The sequence below is a fragment of the Paenibacillus zeisoli genome (genome assembly GCF_003994465.1).
GTDB classification, from domain to species: Bacteria; Bacillota; Bacilli; order Paenibacillales; family Paenibacillaceae; genus Fontibacillus; species Fontibacillus zeisoli.
Genome location: NZ_RZNX01000001.1, coordinates 117693 through 134954, shown reverse-complemented (window position 1 = coordinate 134954; position 17262 = coordinate 117693). Strand labels below are relative to the sequence as shown.

Here is a 17262-nt window from a genome sequence, read left to right as displayed (position 1 = left end):
CTTGAATGGAAAAGCAAGATTGCGAAGCCCAGGTACATAAGCAAAGAACCCGTCACCTAAAGGGTGCAGGGCTCATTGCTTATTCATACCATCAAGTTGTTCGCATAAGGCTTACATTCACTTTTCCAGACTATGAGTTGTTACATAAATACTTTTTACGTTAAATTTATTGGGAAGAACCCAGTTGAATCCATGCCTGTTGAATTTCTTCGATGACTTGATCTTTTGTTTTTGTTTTACCGATATAGGATTGCATGAGCTCACCAAACTTCTGATGGAACGTGTCTAGTGAGTAATTCACAGAGAGCTCACCTGATTTCGCAGTTTTCAGCATGTCGTTCATTGCCTTAGGCATATCCATTTCCGGAAGAGGAACATCTTTAATAGGTGGAATCACCTTCGCGACGGTAGAGAACCAGCTTTTACCGTAGTCGGAAGTGTACAACCAGTTGAAGAATTCTACGCATTCCTTCACCACTGCCGAATCCTTGTTAATCCGGAGCGCCTGACTTGCGCCCGTAATAATCCGGGACTCCTCCGGCTTATCGCTGACCGGGTAGCCCATAATACCAAGCTGGAAGTCCGGCGCGATCTTCTTAATCGCTTCTTCATCCCAAGCCCCTTTACCCGTCATGATCGCGGCCTTGCCGGAAGCAAAGTCACTAACCTCAGCATTACTGTCACGCTCAAGCGGCTTTGATGTGCCATGAGCTATTGTCGTATCAATAAAATTGAAGAAGTTATTGTACAGCACCGGATGATCCTTAAATGTTGTCTTGCCCTCAATAAGAGCTTTCACGAGATCTTTGGCTGTCTGGCCTGACTCCTCTGCAGCGGCATCTACAAAGTGCTGAAAGATATGCTTCCATACCCACCATTCCTTATAGGCATTTGCGAATGGCGTGATGCCCTTGGCCTCAAGCTTTTTGATGGCTTCATTAAGCTCTGCAGTAGTTAACGGAGGCGTCGTAATCCCTGCATCCGCGAACAGCTTTTTGTTATACATCAGCGCGAACAAGTCGCCTTTCACCGGCAGTCCAAGTACTTTGCCATCACTGGAAGACATATCTGCTCTTACGGCATCCGTCATGGCTGCAGCCAGCGGCTCATTCGTAAGGTCTGCGCTATACTCAGCAAAGGTATCGATATCCCCGCCTGCGGTCGTCTGGAATACGTCTGGCGTGCTGCCTGCCGCAATTTTGGATTTAAGCACGGTGTTATAGTCAGCTTGCATAATTTCAAGGTTAATCGTAACGTTCGGCTTAACTTTTTTGTATTCTTCGATGTAGGCATTGAAAGCTTGCGTGTATTCCGGTGATGCAGTGAACATGTTAATGGTAACCGGCTTTGAAGAGTCTGTGTCACTTGTGCTCGCACCCTGCTTCGCGTCTGTATTCCCGCCGGATTTCTCTTCGGTACTTCCGCTGCTGCCACAGCCTGCAAGTAATGCCATGAGCATGATCAGGCTGATTGATAGCGCCATCATTTTTTTCATCATCTACGCCCCCACTTCGTATTATACTTTGACTTATGATGCTTATTGTATCGATACTTGTGAGAGATCGAAATGTAGATAAGTGAATGATTTAGGGTAAAAAAGTGTCCTTACCTGCTTAACCTCTGTCAGCATTTGCGCTGCGCGCCCGATATTCGGATGGGGATAGATGATAATAATTGCGGAACGCTTTGCTGAAATAATTCTTGTCCTTATAGCCCAGAATCTCGGAGATTTCCTGGACCTTCAGTTGGGGATCGTTAAGGAGATCTGCTGCCTTCTCCATTCTAACGCTCTGCATATACTCATGGATGCCGAATCCGTACTGCTGCTTGAACAGCTTCATGAGATACTCTCTACTCAAATAATATTTCTCTGTGAACATGGAGATCTTGATGTCCTCATAGTAATAACGATCAATATATTCTTTGACGTCTTCAATGTGAAAAGACCGGCTGCCCGCCACTCTCTGACGAATCTGCTCCCCATAGATTTTAAGAAGTTCTCCCATGACGGAGTGGAACTGCTCAAAATTCAAGAAATCATGCCCAGTCTGTGCGGTGTCCAATATGCGGAACAAGCCCGATGCCTGATGGGCATTCACCGGAACCCCGAAATCAATCGCAAGGTCACTCAGCAGGATACGAAAATCATGGAGCATCCAGTCAGCTTCACCCAGTGTAAATTTTCCAAGACTCTTAACCGTGCTCAAATAGTCATCCAGCAGGCTGCGGGCCTGTCCCATATTACCCGCTTCAAGCGTACTGCGCAGGAGTGCCACCCTACTGCCGAGCGACAAGCCTAGTGATTCTCGGGATCCCCTACTTTCAAGCGTACCCGTGCTGATTACGCTGCCGCTGAGCCTCAATAGATCGGTCGCTTGTAGAGCAGCTTTGGCTTCATCATACGAATCTGCCAGCTCAGACAATTCTTTGTAAGGTGATCCTATTCCGGCTACAACCTGTATATCAAATAATCTGCCGAGCGTGGTTAAGGCTCTCTTAACCAGGAGACCTGCCTTAAAGGAGCTATCTTCCAAGTATCCTTTAGTTGAGGTATAGACAACCACCATTTCTCTTGGCCGCTTCGGGTTGGCAAAGCTGAAAGCCTGCAGGTTTGAATCGGATACATCACCAAGCACATTGGATACCGCATATTGAAGCAGGGCTGCTTCCCCATTAAACCGTCTGCTGCAGACCGCATTCTGATTCATAATTCTGACTACGGCAGTAAGATAACAACTCTTCAAGCCGTCTGCTTCAATCAGCGGCAGAAGACCTTCGCTTGATTGCTCCTTGTAGGAACGCTCCAGAATCGATAAATAAATATTCTCTTTAAGTCTCGGAAGAGACATGTTGAGTGTAATATTCCGGGTTATTTGTTCATTCTCACTGATGCGTTTGGCCTCGATAACCCCGATAGCCTTTCGCAGAGCTTGGTTCAGATCCTGCCGATTCACCGGCTTAAGTAAATAATCAACGACCTTGGAGCGAATCGCTTGGCGGGTAAACTGGAAATCATTGTATCCGCTGATGACGATGGTGAGCAGCTGCGGATAGATCTGTTCCACCACCTGCAGAAATTCAGCCCCGTTCATTTCCGGCATTTTCATATCCACCATGACCAGCTGCGGCTTACATTTCTCGAACATGGCAAGAGCCTCCTTACCATCTGCCGCTTCATAAATCTGGCTGACGCCGAGAGTCTTCCATTCTCCCAAGATGCGAATAGCTTCGCGTACCGGCTCTTCATCATCAACGATTAATACTGTATACATTAGAGCTATCCCCCTTCGGCAGGAACATTGTCATAGTAACTCCCTGGTCCCTGGCTTCAATGGACAGGCCGGCCGCTTCGCCGTACAGAAACTGGAGGCGCATTTGCAGATTATGAAGACCAATGCTCTCCCCTTCCCGTTCCTCAAAGCCTGCAGTAAGCATTCGCTGCACCTCTTCCAATCTTTCTCTGGGAATGCCGGGTCCGTCATCTTCTACTACAATCACAGCCTGATCCCTATCAGAATAAGCTTTTATCTTAATTGTTACGGGACTGGACACCCTTTCGACCCCATGTTTCACTGCGTTCTCGACCAGAGTCTGGAGCGAAAGCTTGGGAATATAGAGTTCCATTAAAGCTTCATCCCAGTCCGTTATTACTCGGAGGCGGCTGCCGAATCGTGCCTTTTGGAGCACCCAATAGCGCTCGATATGCTTCAGTTCCTCATACACCTGTACCGTTTCTTTGCCGCTGATACAATACCGGAGAGTCATGGCAAGGGCATCAACCATATCTGCAACCTCATCCGTACCGTGCTTGAGAGCCTTAGTGGAGATCGCCTGCAGGGCATTATATAGGAAATGCGGGTTAATCTCAGCTTCCAGCGCTTTGAGCATAGCGTTTTTCTGAGCAATCTTCATCTTGTACCGCTCATTAATCAGCTCATTGGTTCGCTCTACCATTTGATTGAACCGCCTTGCCAGATAGGCAATTTCATCTCGGCCTTTGACTTCTGCCTCAGCATTAAACGTTCCTTCACTGAACCGACGCATCTGGTAAGCAAGCTTCTTTAGCGGCAGAGTGATGGCATTAGACGTAAGAATGACTAGAATAACCGCGATGAATAGAAAGATAGCACCGATCAAATAGCTTGCATTGCGGGTCTTCGTCGCAGCCTCGTAAATTTCCTGATACGGAATCGATTTCACCAGAGACCAGCCTTGATTCGCTCCTGCATTATCTACTACCAGGTACCGGTTGTCCCCATTACTCCAGTTGTACTGTCCATCACTCCTGCCGTTCATTCCTTCTAGCATTCCAGCCTCACTAGCTCGTGTATAGAAAGCCCGGTCATCCACATAGAATGGAATCTGATCGGGACTAAGCAGGAGGACATGCTCCCCTTTGCTTAACGGAATATCTTTCATTGTCTCACTCATGGCTTTGGAGTTGAAGTAGAATGACAAGACTGCCTGCGGTTCACGGGTTGCAATCGAACGAAGCACCTTGTGAAAGGCCATTGTAATCTTGTCCTTGTTAATCGCATATCCCGTCTCTTCTCCCGGATTCAGGAACGATTGATACGCCCGGTTCTGCTTGCTGAGCATCGTCTGCTTATACCATGTCTGCTGCTCGAGCTGTGCAATTGTCCCTGATCGATTGGATATTGTGTACGCTTCACGGTAGATAGCATAGTACTTTCCCTCTTCAACCAGATAGAGATAAATCGCCTCAAGATCATTCCGTGAGAAGAACAAGTCCCGCAGATAGTTCTCCAGATACTGCCTTGAAGCATACTCCCTGGGTTCATTCTTGATTGCATGCATGATCTCATCATAGCGAAGCTGCGGTTGTGACAGCACTTCCATCCCGGTCAAATAAGCCTCCAAATTCTTGTTCACCAGATGTAAATTGTTAGACGTGCTCGCGATGCTGCTGTTGACTGATTCCTTCTGAATAATCTGATAAGAAATGAGAGTCAGCGATCCAACAATCAGCACAATCGTAGTTGAGAACAGTAGAATCAACTTGTTGACAAGTCTGCGTGTAGCCCTCTCTGCAAGGGCTGCAGCCCATTTTTTGAGACGAATCATGATCATCAGAGTGTCCTCCCGGTCTTCTCCACAGTTCACCTTTTTACCCTTAACTGTTCCCTTAAATCCATTCTGTGAGAGGAACCCGCTAATTTATAATTCATTATAACGAGATCCACCCGGTTGTACAGACCGGTCACGACATAGCGCCGACCCTATTCGGATATTTATGGAAGCCGGATCATGGACAGCGCAGACCAAAAAAGAGGTGCTCTATGAGAAGATTAGGAAGAAAATGGGTGGAAAAACTAGAGTTTGGATTGTTCACTTTTCCCGTACTGATCTGTGTGTTCATTGCATTCTATATTCCGTTTGCCTTGACCATAAGGTACTCATTCACGAAATGGAACGGGATTTCCAAACATCCGAAGTTCATTGGACTGGACAACTTCAAGCAAATTTTCCTACATGACGCGAACTTTAGCTCCTCAGCCTGGTTCACGATCAAGTATGCCGTGCTGTATATCGTACTTGTAAACGTGCTGGCGATTCTGCTGGCTCTGGTACTGGACATGAAGCTTCGTTCAACTACATGGCTCCGGGCTGCGTTCTTCATTCCGTACATTCTGAGTCTTGTCATTGTAGGTTTTATTTGGAAGTTTATATTCATGCAGGGCTTTGAATCATTGGGGAGCAGCACAGGCCTTGGAATCTTTCACCTGAGCTGGCTTGGTGAGCCGGGGCTTGCTTTTATCTCCATTCTTGGGGTATCCATTTGGCAGTCCATCGGATTCTATATGGTCATCTACATTGCCGGGCTTCAGGCTGTACCTGATGATATGAAAGAAGCTGCGGTGATGGATGGTGCGGGGCCCTTTCGGAGATTCTTCAGCATTACCCTTCCGCTTCTGGCTCCGTCCATTACCATTTCGGTATTTATGGCGCTTACGAACTCCATTAAAGTGTTCGATGTGATTCTGTCCCTGACCGGCGGAGGACCGGGCGGAACTACGTACAGCGTAGCTTATGATATTTACCGCGATACGTTCCAGAACAACCTGTACGGTTACGGAACAGCAAAGGCACTCATTTTATTCGTAGCTGTACTGCTTGTCACCATTGTGCAGTTAACTATTTTCAAACGCAGGGAGGTTGAAGCCTGATGAAGCGGAATCAAGCCGTACGCATCCTGCTCGAGATTGTGATGATTCTCTTGTCACTGCTGTTTATTCTTCCATTAATCTTGACGGTCCTTAACTCGTTCAAAAGCTTTCAGGAGGTGATGACCGACGTCATCGCTCTTCCGCACAAGCTGTCGTTCGCCAACTATTCGTATGTATGGAATTTCATTAACTATCCAAGACTATTCCTGAATAATACGATCATTACCGTTGTAGGTCTAGCTGGAATCATCCTCGTCTCCTCTATTGCTGCATACAAGCTGGGACGGACCAAGACAAGGTACAGCGCCGTAATCTACCTGCTATGTATTATGCCGATGCTGATTCCTTTTCAATCCATCATGCTTACCGTTCTGCAGCTGGCCAAAGATATGAAGCTTTCCGAAAGCACTTGGGGACTTGGACTGCTGTACTGGGGCTTTGGCGCCCCCCTTGCCGTCTTTATCTATCATGGCTTCATCAAAGGAATTCCCAGAGAAATTGACGAAAGCGCTAAGATTGATGGAGCTTCCGGCTTTAGGCTGTTCTTCTCAGTTATCTTCCCGCTGCTGAAATCAGTTACCACGACCATCATCATTATTGATGTGATGTGGATCTGGAATGACTTCCTCCTGCCTCTGCTTATGGTTAACGGCTCTCCGGCGACGAAGACACTTACACTTGCTGCCTATACCTTCGTTGGGCAGTATACCTCAGATTGGCAGTATGCCATGACAGCGATGGTTATGGCTGTGCTCCCATCGATAATCGTATTTATCCTTTTGCAGAAGTACATTGTAAAAGGGGTCGTCGCCGGGGCAGTGAAAGGCTAACGGTTAATCAGGGTGTTATTTTCCAAACTGTAGTCCTCATCATCAAATTTCCTACTTTGGTTATAGTAACAAGGAACCCTAATTAAAGGAGGAATTCAGCATGACCGAGGATCTGCATGAATTTGTAGAGAAAGTGCACGACACTCAGAAGAAGGCCGAGAAGAACAAACACCGGGCCAAAGGAAATCCCGGCTCTCAGCTTCCGAATAAGCAGCACAGCACGAACAAATAGCAGTTAGTTGAGCAAAAAGGGATGTTCCCCGCGCCGTACCAACGGCCAGGGCATCCCTTTTCTTATTGAGCCTTATGACCGACCAAGTTGGGCTTAGCCCTACTCTCTGCCTAATTCAGAACGCAGCGCGTTTAGAGTCCCCAGCAGAGTTAATCTTAACTCTGAATCGGTAACTTCCCCATCGGGACCAAGCTTATTCCTATTTGCCATAGGAATACGAACGATCCCTCCGTCGAACAACCTGGCTTCAATCATGCCTAATGTGAGGACAAGTGAATCCAGCGCCTTGGCTCCGCCCTGCATGGAAGGCGAGGCACTGATGGCGGCAACCGGCTTGTTCATCAATTCACCGGAAGATACGATCCAGTCCAGTGCATTCTTCAAAGTCCCCGGAACCCCGGCCGCATATTCCGGCGTACATATAATCACAGCATCCGCAGTGCGCAGCTGTTCCCTGAAATGTTCAACCGCCTCGAAGGCATGCTCTGTGTCAAGTTCAGGATTGAAATGAGGCAGTTCGCTCAGACCATTGTAGTACCTGAACTCCATATTCATCTCCTTACCGGGCAGCAAGGATAGTCCTTTTAGAACGGCTGTATTGATAGATCCCTGCTTCAAGCTTCCCGAAATCATAAGGATTTGATACGTGTGATGACTCATCCGAACCTCTCCTCCCTCTTTTTCCTTCCTGCTTATTCTAGCACAGAGCTGCCTGCTAAAATTCCGACTTCGTATAACTTCATCTCTTCTTCACGTATCCTTCATTATTCCTTATTCGTTAAGTAGATGTAACACCAATTTCACTTAAAATGGAGGTACGACGACTATGAGCCAATATGTTCCCTATGTAGTTGAACAGACGAGCCGGGGTGAGCGGACTTACGATATATATTCAAGACTGCTTAAGGACCGCATCGTATTCGTGGGATCAGCCATTGATGATCAGCTTGCCAATAGTATTACGGCCCAGCTGCTGTTCCTGTCCGCAGAGGATCCGGACAAAGATATTTTCATGTATATTAACAGTCCGGGTGGTTCTACTACAGCTGGATTTGGCATCTATGATACGATGCAGTATATCAAGCCGGATATCCATACGATCTGTACCGGTTTTGCGGCCTCTTTCGGGTCGCTGCTGCTGCTTGCCGGAACCAAGGGCAAAAGGTTCGCTCTGCCGAACAGCGAAATTATGATCCACCAGCCCCACGGGGGTGCCCAGGGTCAGGCCAGTGATATTGCGATTAGTGCCAAGCGAATTCTTCAAATTCGCCAGAAAGTGATTCAGATTACCGCTGACAGAACCGGGCAGCCCCTGGAGAAGGTGGAGCGGGACATGGACCGCGACTATTTCATGTCGGCCGAGGAAGCTGCCGAATACGGCATTATTGACAGAGTCATCACTTCGATATAAGGAGGTATTCAAATGATGTTCAAAAGCCTGGTAGGGAAGGAAGTCACGATTCATTTCATTGATGGTTCCAGTGTCACAAGCGGGGTAATTGAGGAGGTTGACGATCAGGGTATTAAATACAGCGATGAGTTCCAGATTCTATACATCCCCATCTCTTCGATCAAGTCAGTGGCCGTGAATACAAAAGAACGGCAGCGGCCTCGAGTTGGATTCTCGCAATAGCCTCGTAGCCAACTTGAATAATCCAGGCAGCCTCGGCAATGCCTAGGCTGCCTGGATAACAGTGGAAAGATAACAGTAAAATTATTAATAGAAACTACTAAAAAGGTAACTCGCGGAAATTACCGATCCCTTTCGCTCAGAACTCGATCCCTATCTCACACCCGGGGGGGGGGGGGCTGTCCCCTGTCAAGGCTCTGAGAGATTTTAGTCCGTTATATCATTTAGTGGGATCATTTATTTTTTAACGGTTCGACACCGATCGTGGTACCTGTATCGCTCGGGTCTTTCATTTTAATATTCTTAATAAACCAGCCTTCATAGCCTTTAGATGTAATTTTCTCAACGGTGACAACCGCAAAACCCTTGCCTTTCCAATTAGAAGCGATAAGGCTATAAATGAATGAGAACTCTATTGTCGTTTTATTCAGTGACTTTGTTTTTAGACTTTCTATCGCAGATAGGTGTGGGCTGGAGCCACCAGTTGTCCAGTAATGATCTTCGAATTCCTTCTTGGTTTTGGTGCGTAGTTCAGGTGAGAATACAGCGAATTGTAACGCTCCATTGCGTGTCTGAATACCTTTGACCCAAACCTTTAAGGCTTCTTTTGCTGTTGAGGGAACCATCGCTCCTTCCAACCGTTCAATCTGAATCGCTTGTTGAGCGGATTCCGGCAACGTCACTTGAACTTCATTCTTATCAGCATCGTAGATCGCTTTGCCTTTAAATGCTTCAGCAAGACGATCGATCGGAACAAGTACTTTGCCATCCTTAACTTGAAGATCTAGACTGCTCGTCACAACACCTTGGCCATTGATAAGCAAATTTAATTTGGATTCTGCATATACGGAACCAACAACAACCATCGCCCCGAGTGCAGTACACAGCACAACTTTTGATAGAGATTTCATCATAATTCACCTCTTCATTATATAAAAGTATAAACAATTAATGATTGAAAAAGTTCCCTTTTGGTATGAGAAATTATTTTATGAGTTTGTAAACCCATTGCTATTCGAAAATTAAAATCTAAAGTAGTTTGGAGTGAATTTCTTATATTTGGGGAATTCCTGTCTAGAAATTGGAGATATTTTTTCTGCGGTATTCGTAATCCCTTCATACCTATATAGCTTGAACTCATCGGGGGGCGACTCACTGATAAAGTCAAAATCTGTGCCGTCCTTATTCCACATGATATACATAGTGGAGACCAGGTGTTTTATTTCGGGTAGGTTTTTCAATTCTTGATTATTGAAGTCATATATAGCTAATTTACTGTAACTTGTATCCCCATATGAAAAGGCAAGTTGATCATCTATTGGAGACCAGTTATAAGCATGAATAGTTTCGTAAGAAACATGAGTTAAATTATTTAATGTAATGCTTTTACCGTTATCTAGATTGACGACCATTAATAGGTTTCCGACGTTCTGAATAAATACGTTTATGGCTATAAATTTCTCGCTTGGCGATAAGGCGATCGAGGTGAGGTCAGTGGGTTGAATCTTTATTTCTCTAGGTATACTTAAGTCGTATTGGCTCGCTCCAGTGTTTACTTTTATAGAAGTAATTGTTGTTGATGATTTCTTGGCGGTAAGAGTTATAGTATCCATGTTCCATGTTAGATGATTCTTCGTGGAGGTTATTTTAGCCTCTGCTCTAGAAGTGAAATAATTAGGCTTCTCACTATCTTTATCTACATGAACCGTTGAAATTGAACTTTCCTTTAATTTTTGATTTTCCTCTTGTTTTTGAGTCTGTACTGAAGATGGTACTTTTACGGCTTGATCTGCATTACTTCCACAACCCACAAGTGAAAATGAGAGTAAAATCAAAACCAATCCTAGAATAGTGATTTTCTTCACGTTATGCTCCTCCTCATTGTTTTAAATCCCGAATTATCAATTCCACCCCTTTAATAAATTTAATGTTTCATCCACTACATACCATAATATGGAAAATAGATGCTTATTTATTGACATTTTAGTAATAAAGTTAAGAACAGCACAACAAATTTTGGTAAAGTGCGTCATAAAAAGAAAAAAGGAGATTAACTTGGATGATAAAAGTAAAGTTTTTATCTATGCTCATGGTTCTCATTTTTTCAGTGTTTTTCAGTTCCATTGCCTATGGAAGTGGAAAGATATCCATTTCAGTGAATGGACAGCTACAAGAGGTCAACAAGGTCAATCCTAATGATTCATCACTTGTTATTAAGGATTCCGTATTTGTACCATTACGATCTTTAAGTGCACTAAATCTAATTTTGGATTGGAACCCTCAGACTAAGGAGATTAAAGTAAACGATGGATCAAATGCATTGGTCTTAGCTATTGACAAAAACATTGCATATAAAAATAACACTAAACTCGAATTAAGTAATCCTCCACTTCTCAAAAACGGAAGAACCTGGGTTCCGTTAAGATTTATTTCCCAAGCTTTTAATGCTAAAGTCAGATGGTTTGAAGAGAAGAAACACGTAGAGATTTTGACTGAAGAATTTATTAACATACAAGCAAAGTCGCTTAATGACTTAATTAAATCAGGTGAAAGTCGTGAGAAAGTTGATCAACTTGTAGGTGAGCGGTTCTACGATTGGAGGAAATTGCTTACTTTACACAATACTATTAAAGAACCTGCTGAGAACTACTACATTTATAATCTTTTTTTTGATAGCAGTGATTCAACAAAACTTGCAGTTCGCATCATAAATCGTGGTTTGAGTGGGGATGTAGAGACGTATTCAGATAAGTGGAAAGGCACTGGACCTCTTTATGATTTAATCGTACATCTTGAAATTAAAGACAACAAATTTAATATCGTTTGGATTGGTGAACTAACAGATAGTAAAAATAAAATAAAAACAGCGTTTAATATTGACAACGGTGTAGATCTACAGTTGCAGAAAATACTAGGGCAAAATTGGGGGTATCAACAGACAAGTGGAAAGCCATTAATCTTTAGTAAAATGCTGAGAAGTTATAAATCGTCCTCAATTGGGGGATTTCCACCAATTGATTACTTAGAGTAAACAAGGAACACTAATATTCACTTCATTGTTCATTTCGCCTCTTCTATCCTTGAGTCCTAAATATCTTAGTGATATTATGTAACAGATATCACTACAGAGGGGGATGGAAGTGGACCGGACAGAGCTTCTGAAGAATTTATCCCGGCTGTACGAAAGCCATTATCAAATGTGGCAGAAGGAATGGAACAAGCGAAATACGAATGGATTATCAAGAAATCATGAACTCATTCTGAACCTGCTCAATGAGGAAGGTCCTCAGAATCCGTCCAGACTAGCCGCAAGCCTGAAGATAACAACCGGAGGAGTGACCGGTCTTGCGGACACACTGGTGAAAGCGGGACTTATCCATCGAACTAGGGGCGAAGAGGATCGCAGATCCGTCCAGCTTGAAATTACCGAAGCAGGGCGAACTATCGTCGCAGAGGCACGCCAGCATGGTAACACCCAGTTTTCCAGCTTTTTCGATATGCTGTCCGATGAGGAACTACAGCAATTAACGAGCTTGTACAGAAAGCTTGTTGGTGATCCAGTGAAACAATAAGAGGCTCCTGTCATGTACAGGAGCCTTCTTTATGGTTCAGGTTAGCTTTATCACAAGGGGAGTAGGCTAACCGTATCTTTATCTTTTAACCCGTTGATCATGTCAACCCAAGCCTGTGGCTTATTCGGGAGTACCGTATAATATCGGATCAGGAAGTCAACAACGAGTGAGGATGGAATTCCCTCCAGATTGTCGTCCGACGGCATGAATCCAAGATCCAGGCCTTCGACTGCCTCCCCATCATTGTTCCATGAAGGATGCACATAAGCGAGATCCAGCTTTTTGTATCCCAGATGCGACAGCACTTCCCGGCGGACATACGGATCCATGGTCTTCACGCCGCCAAAAGTATGCTCCTTCACCCGGTAGGGATCGTAGATCTCTGCGAACATGCCAAACAGTTCTTTGCCGTTCTCCCGGCTTAACCGTTCTAGGTCTTCCTGTCTCTTCTTCCACAAGAACCTACCGATTCCAAGGCCGGGCTTGCCTACAATTGTAAAGTCCGTCATGGCCACGTTAAAGTCTTTGTAATAACGATATTCTGTAGTTCCGACGACTTCCCCATTATAAATGGCGACGAATACCCGAATTCCCGGGTCCTCCAAGGGCTCTTTCCAAAGATCAAATTCCAGTACCTCTTCGTCCGGGAATACCTCCTGCATCAGCTGATGCATTTGGGGAAACAACGGACTTGCAATACTTGTAATGCGTTCATATGTCAGCTTGCTCATGCTTCATTCTCCTTCCCATTCATTGATATCAGGAACGGATTCTTCCACTCCATAAGTAATCCATAATTCAGCGACTGCTCATCTTCCAGATAATCGGGAACCACCTGGACCGGAGTACGGCCGCATCTTAACAGGAAGGAAATAACCGGATCTTGAAGCTCTCCTGTTATAACCGCCTCCGCATATTGCTCTGCGGTCAACTCATCCTTCTTCAAATGAAAACCCGGCATTCGTCCACCGCCAAGCAGCCGTTCGAGCCCAAGATGAACTACCGTCTCATACATCGAGAACATGAGCCATTGTCCGAGGCTCAGCTTGCGATACCGGGGTCTGACACTAATGTCCACGACATAAAGTGTGTTCCCTTTCGGGTTATGATTACGGATGTAACCCTGATCGGTAATGTCTTCCCAGGTATGCTGGGGATGTCGGGTTTCGAAGTCAACAATCAGACCGGTCATGGAGCCGGCCAATTCCCCATTCAGCTCCACACATAAAGCCCCTTCAGGGAACAAAGTAATATGGTTCCGCAGCTGCTCCTCATTCCACCAGAGTTCTGATGGGAAGGGAGGTGGAAAGCACTCCTGCTGAACCTGAATAAGGTTCGTAAAGTCCTCTTCTTTGTAGGTGCGAATAACAGCTTTTACCGGACGGCCTTGGTCATATACAAAAAACTCTTTCAGGTACAATCCATCGTCCTCCTTCCTATAACAGCTGAGGCAAGGTTACTCCCAATCTGGATACAAATCCGTACGCCGGTCACGCCAGGTTGTTACGGAGCCTCGTTCGCGAACCTCATACAGAAGCTGCAGGTCCAGGTCCGCAGTAACGATCATATCGTCGTTAATTTCACCTTGAACAAGAATACCTTGAGGCGGAAAAGGCACGTCATTAGGTGTAATGATCGCGGCCTGTCCGAAATTCCCTCTCATGAAATCAACGGTAGGTAGAGATCCGACTGTACCTGTAGTGACCACATATACCTGATTCTCAATGGCTCTGGCATGACTCGTGTAACGAACTCTATGAAAGCCATGCCGATCGTCCGTGCAGGACGGGCAGAAGATGACATCCGCACCTTTTGCCTTCACCATACGTACGATTTCAGGGAATTCTATATCGTAACAGGTTAACATCGCAATAGTACCCTTCTCGGTCTCGAATACCTGCACCCCATCCCCTGCAGCCATGTTCCATTCGTGAACCTCAGTAGGTGTGATATGAAGCTTGGGCTGCTCCGCAATTTGCCCATCAGGGTAGAACAAGTGGGCCGTATTATATAATTTGCCATTCCGCTCTGTTACATGGGTTCCGGCAATAATGTGCATGTTCGCTTGGGCTGCAAGCTTGGAGAACAGATTACGGTAAGCCTCCGTGAAGCTGGGGAGATCTTGAATAGGCAAGGCCTCTCCCTGCTCATTACCAATCGACAACAGCTGGGTAGTGAAGAATTCAGGGAACAACAGGAACTCCGTGCCAAACTCTTCGGCAGTCTTAACATAGTGTTCAGCCTGCTTGGCAAATTCCTCAAAGGATTGAATCGTATGCAAATGGTATTGAACCGCGGATACTCTAAGTTTCATGTGTCCTCCTCTGTTAGCGCAATAGTGATAACTCTAATTATGCTTTGCGGCGTTATTCTTAACAAGTACTGACATTCAAGTAACCTAGTGTAGTAGAGGATACTGTCAACGTTGTATCAGCCTACTCCGCAAATTGGAATTCAGCCATTTACAAGGAGCCTCAGTACCATCGCAAATACGCACCCCATCACCACAGTCCATAGCAAATTCCGGGTCTTGAGCGCAACGGCGAACGTGAGGATTCCGGCAGCAAGATCCAGATGATCACTTAATTGGAAGCCCCCATCCATCTGGATGAGCTCTTGTCCCACCAAGGCGGCCATCACCGCTATCGGAATATGGCTTAGCCATCTCAGCAGCGGTTCAGGTAGTGCAATTCGGCTTAGAAGAACAAGCGGCACAACTCTTGGAAGTATAGTGACCACCGAGCACCCTGCGATAAGCAGGAATATATCCCAACTTACCTCCATCGTTCGATCACCGTCCCTACTGAAGCGGCCACAATAGTTGCTGCAATCACACCGACACTTTTGGAAATGAAGAACCCGCAGACCACCCCTACCAGGATTGCAGTAAGTCCAACAACCACGTCGAGAACGTACTTCTTCCGGTGCATGATTTGCAGAACCAGCAGGCCAATGAACATGGCTGGAAGTGCAAAATCAAGTCCGAATTTCTCGGGATCAGTGATCCACACCCCCAAATAGGCACCAGCCAGATTCGCTGCAATCCAGTTAAAGTAAGCCGTTAGATTCAGCCCCTGCATCCAGCTGTTGTTCAGCCTTCCTGATCTTGCGACCTCACTTGAAGCTACCCCGAACGTCTCATCCGTTAGCAGTACGCCAATCATGGCGTTCTTCACCGAAGAGAGCTGCCGGAAGTAAGGGGACAATGCGGCACTCATGAGCAGGTGACGAAGATTAATGAAGAATACGGTTGTGATGATTCCGACTAACGAGCCTCCTGTGCTCACCATGCCGGCAAAAATAAACTGGGCGGACCCCGCATATACCAGGATACTAAGCAGACCAATCTCCATGATGCTGAGTCCGGCCGTTTTCTCAATAATTCCTGCGGCAAAACCAATACTTAAATACCCGAGTAAAGTAGGGACACAATCTTTAACCCCTCTGATGAATTCCTCTTTATGCACGATCCTTCCTGCCCTTTCTTCTCATGTTGTCCTAACAATTAAATTGAAATTATATTATAACATCCGGTCCAGGAAAGGACATGCCTTATACATAGACAGTAAAAAAAGCCCTTGCAGCGCAAGAGGCTTATGGAGATTATTCTAATTAATGAGGTCTATTTAGATTTCATCAGCGAAATCAAGCTTGAAGGACACTCTCAATATCCTGTTCCATGTCGAGTGGATCAGTTGTGGCTTCAAATCGTTTCACGACTTCACCCTCCTTGTTAATCAGGAACTTTGTGAAATTCCATTTGATGGAGTCCCCGCTCATATATTCAGGGTGTTTCTCATTGATGACATCCATCAGAATTTTGGCAACCGGGTGTGAATGATTGAATCCCTCAAACGGCTTGCTGGAGGCCAGGAAGTTGAATAGCGGATGAGCGTTGTCTCCCCTTACATCCACTTTCTGGAACATGGGAAAAGAAACCCCGTAATTCAGCGTACAGAAAGTATTAATCTGATCATTTGTCCCCGGCTCTTGGTCTGCGAACTGGTTCGACGGGAATCCAAGGATCACAAAGTCTTTCTCCTTATACCGGTCATACAAACGCTGCAGGTCTTCATACTGGAATGTAAATCCGCATTCACTTGCCGTGTTCACAATCAACACAGTCTTGCCTTTATACTGCTCCAAAGAGATTTCCTTACCATTCATTGCCTTAGCTGAATAATCATAGATGCTCATGATTTGTTATCCCCTTACAAAAAGTTATTTACCTTAAGCTAAATACTAACTAATTGTAATCTAAGAAACCAGTAAAAATTTTGAAGTTCAGGAGATTACTGTTCCTCTTAAGCTCTAGAAAATGTTTTTGGGTCTACCGCCCAGAACATTAGCGGGTTAACCTCAATAGGATGTTCTGAGGTAACCACATTATTAGGAGGCCAATCACGAATGCCGAAGAAAAAACCAACTTTAAAGAAACCTTTATCTTCCAGACAAACACAGAGACACGTACATGAATTCGAGGGCAGTACGAAACTTGCTGAAGCAGGTGCCGATCGACATAACCATCGATTCGCAGGGGTTACAGGTCAAGCGATTCGTTCAGGGAACAGTCATGTCCATGAAATTGATTTGACCAAAACAGATTTCCTCAATCACTTTCATAATCTTAAAAAAATTAGAACCGGACCCGCAATCCCCGTCGGAAATGGAAAACACATACATTTTGTAACAGGTCAGACAACATTAAATGATGGCCATGTGCACCAGTTCAATTTCGCAACATTAATTAATGCACCTCTTGTTTAGTATTGTAACTTTATCCGTTCGAAACTGCATAATCTTGCATACT

At 45.2% G+C, this 17262-nt stretch carries 20 protein-coding genes; 8 read left to right on the top strand and 12 right to left on the bottom strand.

All coding sequences use genetic code 11. The annotated features are described in order from the left end of the window. Positions 1 to 166: 166 nt before the first annotated feature. The 3 genes from EJP77_RS00585 to EJP77_RS00575 form a co-directional block, all read right to left on the bottom strand. On the bottom strand, positions 167 to 1498 hold the full coding sequence (locus EJP77_RS00585) for an ABC transporter substrate-binding protein (RefSeq protein ID WP_127197253.1): 1332 nt from the start codon (positions 1496 to 1498) through the stop codon (positions 167 to 169). Between the two features lie 115 nt (positions 1499 to 1613). After that, on the bottom strand, positions 1614 to 3272 hold the full coding sequence (locus EJP77_RS00580; RefSeq protein WP_127197252.1) for a response regulator: 1659 nt from the start codon (positions 3270 to 3272) through the stop codon (positions 1614 to 1616). Continuing rightward, the gene (locus EJP77_RS00575; RefSeq protein ID WP_342772968.1) at positions 3250 to 5091 is read right to left on the bottom strand and encodes a sensor histidine kinase; all 1842 of its coding nucleotides are present in this window, start codon (positions 5089 to 5091) and stop codon (positions 3250 to 3252) included. The genes EJP77_RS00580 and EJP77_RS00575 overlap by 23 nt, the downstream gene beginning before the upstream one ends. Before the next feature lie 209 nt (positions 5092 to 5300). Between EJP77_RS00575 and EJP77_RS00570 the strand changes: the two genes are divergently transcribed. From EJP77_RS00570 to EJP77_RS00560, 3 genes are all read left to right on the top strand, one after another. After that, on the top strand, positions 5301 to 6188 hold the full coding sequence (locus EJP77_RS00570) for a carbohydrate ABC transporter permease (protein ID WP_127197251.1): 888 nt from the start codon (positions 5301 to 5303) through the stop codon (positions 6186 to 6188). Beyond that, positions 6188 to 7018, top strand: coding sequence for a carbohydrate ABC transporter permease (locus tag EJP77_RS00565; RefSeq protein ID WP_127197250.1), 831 nt, complete (start codon positions 6188 to 6190; stop codon positions 7016 to 7018). The genes EJP77_RS00570 and EJP77_RS00565 overlap by 1 nt, the downstream gene beginning before the upstream one ends. A gap of 100 nt (positions 7019 to 7118) precedes the next feature. Further along, positions 7119 to 7250, top strand: coding sequence for a DUF4023 family protein (locus EJP77_RS00560; protein ID WP_127197249.1), 132 nt, complete (start codon positions 7119 to 7121; stop codon positions 7248 to 7250). 99 nt (positions 7251 to 7349) lie between these two features. Here EJP77_RS00560 and EJP77_RS00555 read toward each other — a convergent pair whose 3' ends face one another. Then, a complete protein-coding gene (locus EJP77_RS00555; RefSeq protein WP_127197248.1) occupies positions 7350 to 7910 on the bottom strand; it encodes an NADPH-dependent FMN reductase in 561 nt (186 codons plus the stop codon). A 166-nt stretch (positions 7911 to 8076) separates the two neighbouring features. Between EJP77_RS00555 and clpP the strand changes: the two genes are divergently transcribed. Both clpP and EJP77_RS00545 read left to right on the top strand, forming a co-directional pair. Further along, on the top strand, positions 8077 to 8661 hold the full coding sequence (clpP, locus tag EJP77_RS00550; protein WP_127197247.1) for an ATP-dependent Clp endopeptidase proteolytic subunit ClpP: 585 nt from the start codon (positions 8077 to 8079) through the stop codon (positions 8659 to 8661). Between the two features lie 12 nt (positions 8662 to 8673). Next, positions 8674 to 8883 carry a hypothetical protein gene (locus EJP77_RS00545; RefSeq protein ID WP_246021584.1) on the top strand — a complete coding sequence of 70 codons (210 nt, stop codon included), beginning with the start codon at positions 8674 to 8676 and terminating at the stop codon, positions 8881 to 8883. Positions 8884 to 9113: 230 nt separating this feature from the next. On the opposite strand, the gene EJP77_RS00540 is transcribed toward EJP77_RS00545, so the two are convergent. Then, positions 9114 to 9794, bottom strand: coding sequence for a hypothetical protein (locus EJP77_RS00540; RefSeq protein ID WP_127197246.1), 681 nt, complete (start codon positions 9792 to 9794; stop codon positions 9114 to 9116). Positions 9795 to 9902: 108 nt separating this feature from the next. Next, entirely contained in the window at positions 9903 to 10745 is an 843-nt protein-coding gene (locus EJP77_RS00535; RefSeq protein ID WP_127197245.1) for a putative periplasmic lipoprotein, read from the bottom strand. 194 nt (positions 10746 to 10939) lie between these two features. On the opposite strand from EJP77_RS00535, the gene EJP77_RS00530 reads away from it, so the two are divergent. Continuing rightward, the gene (locus EJP77_RS00530; protein WP_127197244.1) at positions 10940 to 11911 is read left to right on the top strand and encodes a copper amine oxidase N-terminal domain-containing protein; all 972 of its coding nucleotides are present in this window, start codon (positions 10940 to 10942) and stop codon (positions 11909 to 11911) included. Between the two features lie 109 nt (positions 11912 to 12020). Then, a complete protein-coding gene (locus EJP77_RS00525; protein ID WP_185897081.1) occupies positions 12021 to 12452 on the top strand; it encodes a MarR family winged helix-turn-helix transcriptional regulator in 432 nt (143 codons plus the stop codon). Between the two features lie 50 nt (positions 12453 to 12502). On the opposite strand, the gene EJP77_RS00520 is transcribed toward EJP77_RS00525, so the two are convergent. The 6 genes from EJP77_RS00520 to EJP77_RS00495 form a co-directional block, all read right to left on the bottom strand. Continuing rightward, on the bottom strand, positions 12503 to 13174 hold the full coding sequence (locus tag EJP77_RS00520) for a GNAT family protein (protein WP_127198240.1): 672 nt from the start codon (positions 13172 to 13174) through the stop codon (positions 12503 to 12505). Positions 13175 to 13179: 5 nt separating this feature from the next. Next, the gene (locus EJP77_RS00515; RefSeq protein WP_127197242.1) at positions 13180 to 13872 is read right to left on the bottom strand and encodes a GNAT family N-acetyltransferase; all 693 of its coding nucleotides are present in this window, start codon (positions 13870 to 13872) and stop codon (positions 13180 to 13182) included. Positions 13873 to 13908: 36 nt separating this feature from the next. Next, positions 13909 to 14766: a carbon-nitrogen hydrolase family protein gene (locus EJP77_RS00510; protein ID WP_127197241.1), complete on the bottom strand. Its 858-nt coding sequence runs from the start codon at positions 14764 to 14766 to the stop codon at positions 13909 to 13911. A gap of 140 nt (positions 14767 to 14906) precedes the next feature. After that, positions 14907 to 15236, bottom strand: coding sequence for an AzlD domain-containing protein (locus tag EJP77_RS00505; protein ID WP_127197240.1), 330 nt, complete (start codon positions 15234 to 15236; stop codon positions 14907 to 14909). Further along, entirely contained in the window at positions 15227 to 15919 is a 693-nt protein-coding gene (locus EJP77_RS00500) for an AzlC family ABC transporter permease (RefSeq protein ID WP_246021582.1), read from the bottom strand. Before EJP77_RS00500 ends, EJP77_RS00505 begins: the two co-directional genes overlap by 10 nt. A 178-nt stretch (positions 15920 to 16097) precedes the next feature. After that, positions 16098 to 16649, bottom strand: a complete 552-nt coding sequence (locus EJP77_RS00495) for a glutathione peroxidase (protein ID WP_127197239.1) — start codon at positions 16647 to 16649, stop codon at positions 16098 to 16100. 210 nt (positions 16650 to 16859) lie between these two features. On the opposite strand from EJP77_RS00495, the gene EJP77_RS00490 reads away from it, so the two are divergent. After that, the gene (locus EJP77_RS00490; protein WP_127197238.1) at positions 16860 to 17219 is read left to right on the top strand and encodes a YmaF family protein; all 360 of its coding nucleotides are present in this window, start codon (positions 16860 to 16862) and stop codon (positions 17217 to 17219) included. The last annotated feature ends 43 nt before the right edge of the window (positions 17220 to 17262 follow it).

Excerpts from the sequence above, each read along its gene's own strand:
- EJP77_RS00585 (WP_127197253.1), bottom strand. The coding sequence starts at position 1,498 with ATGATGAAAAAAATGATGGCGCTATCAATCAGCCTGATCATGCTCATG.
- EJP77_RS00580 (WP_127197252.1), bottom strand. The coding sequence starts at position 3,272 with ATGTATACAGTATTAATCGTTGATGATGAAGAGCCGGTACGCGAAGCT.
- EJP77_RS00575 (WP_342772968.1), bottom strand. The coding sequence starts at position 5,091 with ATGATCATGATTCGTCTCAAAAAATGGGCTGCAGCCCTTGCAGAGAGG.
- EJP77_RS00570 (WP_127197251.1), top strand. The coding sequence starts at position 5,301 with ATGAGAAGATTAGGAAGAAAATGGGTGGAAAAACTAGAGTTTGGATTG.
- EJP77_RS00565 (WP_127197250.1), top strand. The coding sequence starts at position 6,188 with ATGAAGCGGAATCAAGCCGTACGCATCCTGCTCGAGATTGTGATGATT.
- EJP77_RS00560 (WP_127197249.1), top strand. The coding sequence starts at position 7,119 with ATGACCGAGGATCTGCATGAATTTGTAGAGAAAGTGCACGACACTCAG.
- EJP77_RS00555 (WP_127197248.1), bottom strand. The coding sequence starts at position 7,910 with ATGAGTCATCACACGTATCAAATCCTTATGATTTCGGGAAGCTTGAAG.
- clpP (WP_127197247.1), top strand. The coding sequence starts at position 8,077 with ATGAGCCAATATGTTCCCTATGTAGTTGAACAGACGAGCCGGGGTGAG.
- EJP77_RS00545 (WP_246021584.1), top strand. The coding sequence starts at position 8,674 with ATGATGTTCAAAAGCCTGGTAGGGAAGGAAGTCACGATTCATTTCATT.
- EJP77_RS00540 (WP_127197246.1), bottom strand. The coding sequence starts at position 9,794 with ATGATGAAATCTCTATCAAAAGTTGTGCTGTGTACTGCACTCGGGGCG.
- EJP77_RS00530 (WP_127197244.1), top strand. The coding sequence starts at position 10,940 with ATGATAAAAGTAAAGTTTTTATCTATGCTCATGGTTCTCATTTTTTCA.
- EJP77_RS00510 (WP_127197241.1), bottom strand. The coding sequence starts at position 14,766 with ATGAAACTTAGAGTATCCGCGGTTCAATACCATTTGCATACGATTCAA.
- EJP77_RS00505 (WP_127197240.1), bottom strand. The coding sequence starts at position 15,236 with ATGGAGGTAAGTTGGGATATATTCCTGCTTATCGCAGGGTGCTCGGTG.
- EJP77_RS00495 (WP_127197239.1), bottom strand. The coding sequence starts at position 16,649 with ATGAGCATCTATGATTATTCAGCTAAGGCAATGAATGGTAAGGAAATC.
- EJP77_RS00490 (WP_127197238.1), top strand. The coding sequence starts at position 16,860 with ATGCCGAAGAAAAAACCAACTTTAAAGAAACCTTTATCTTCCAGACAA.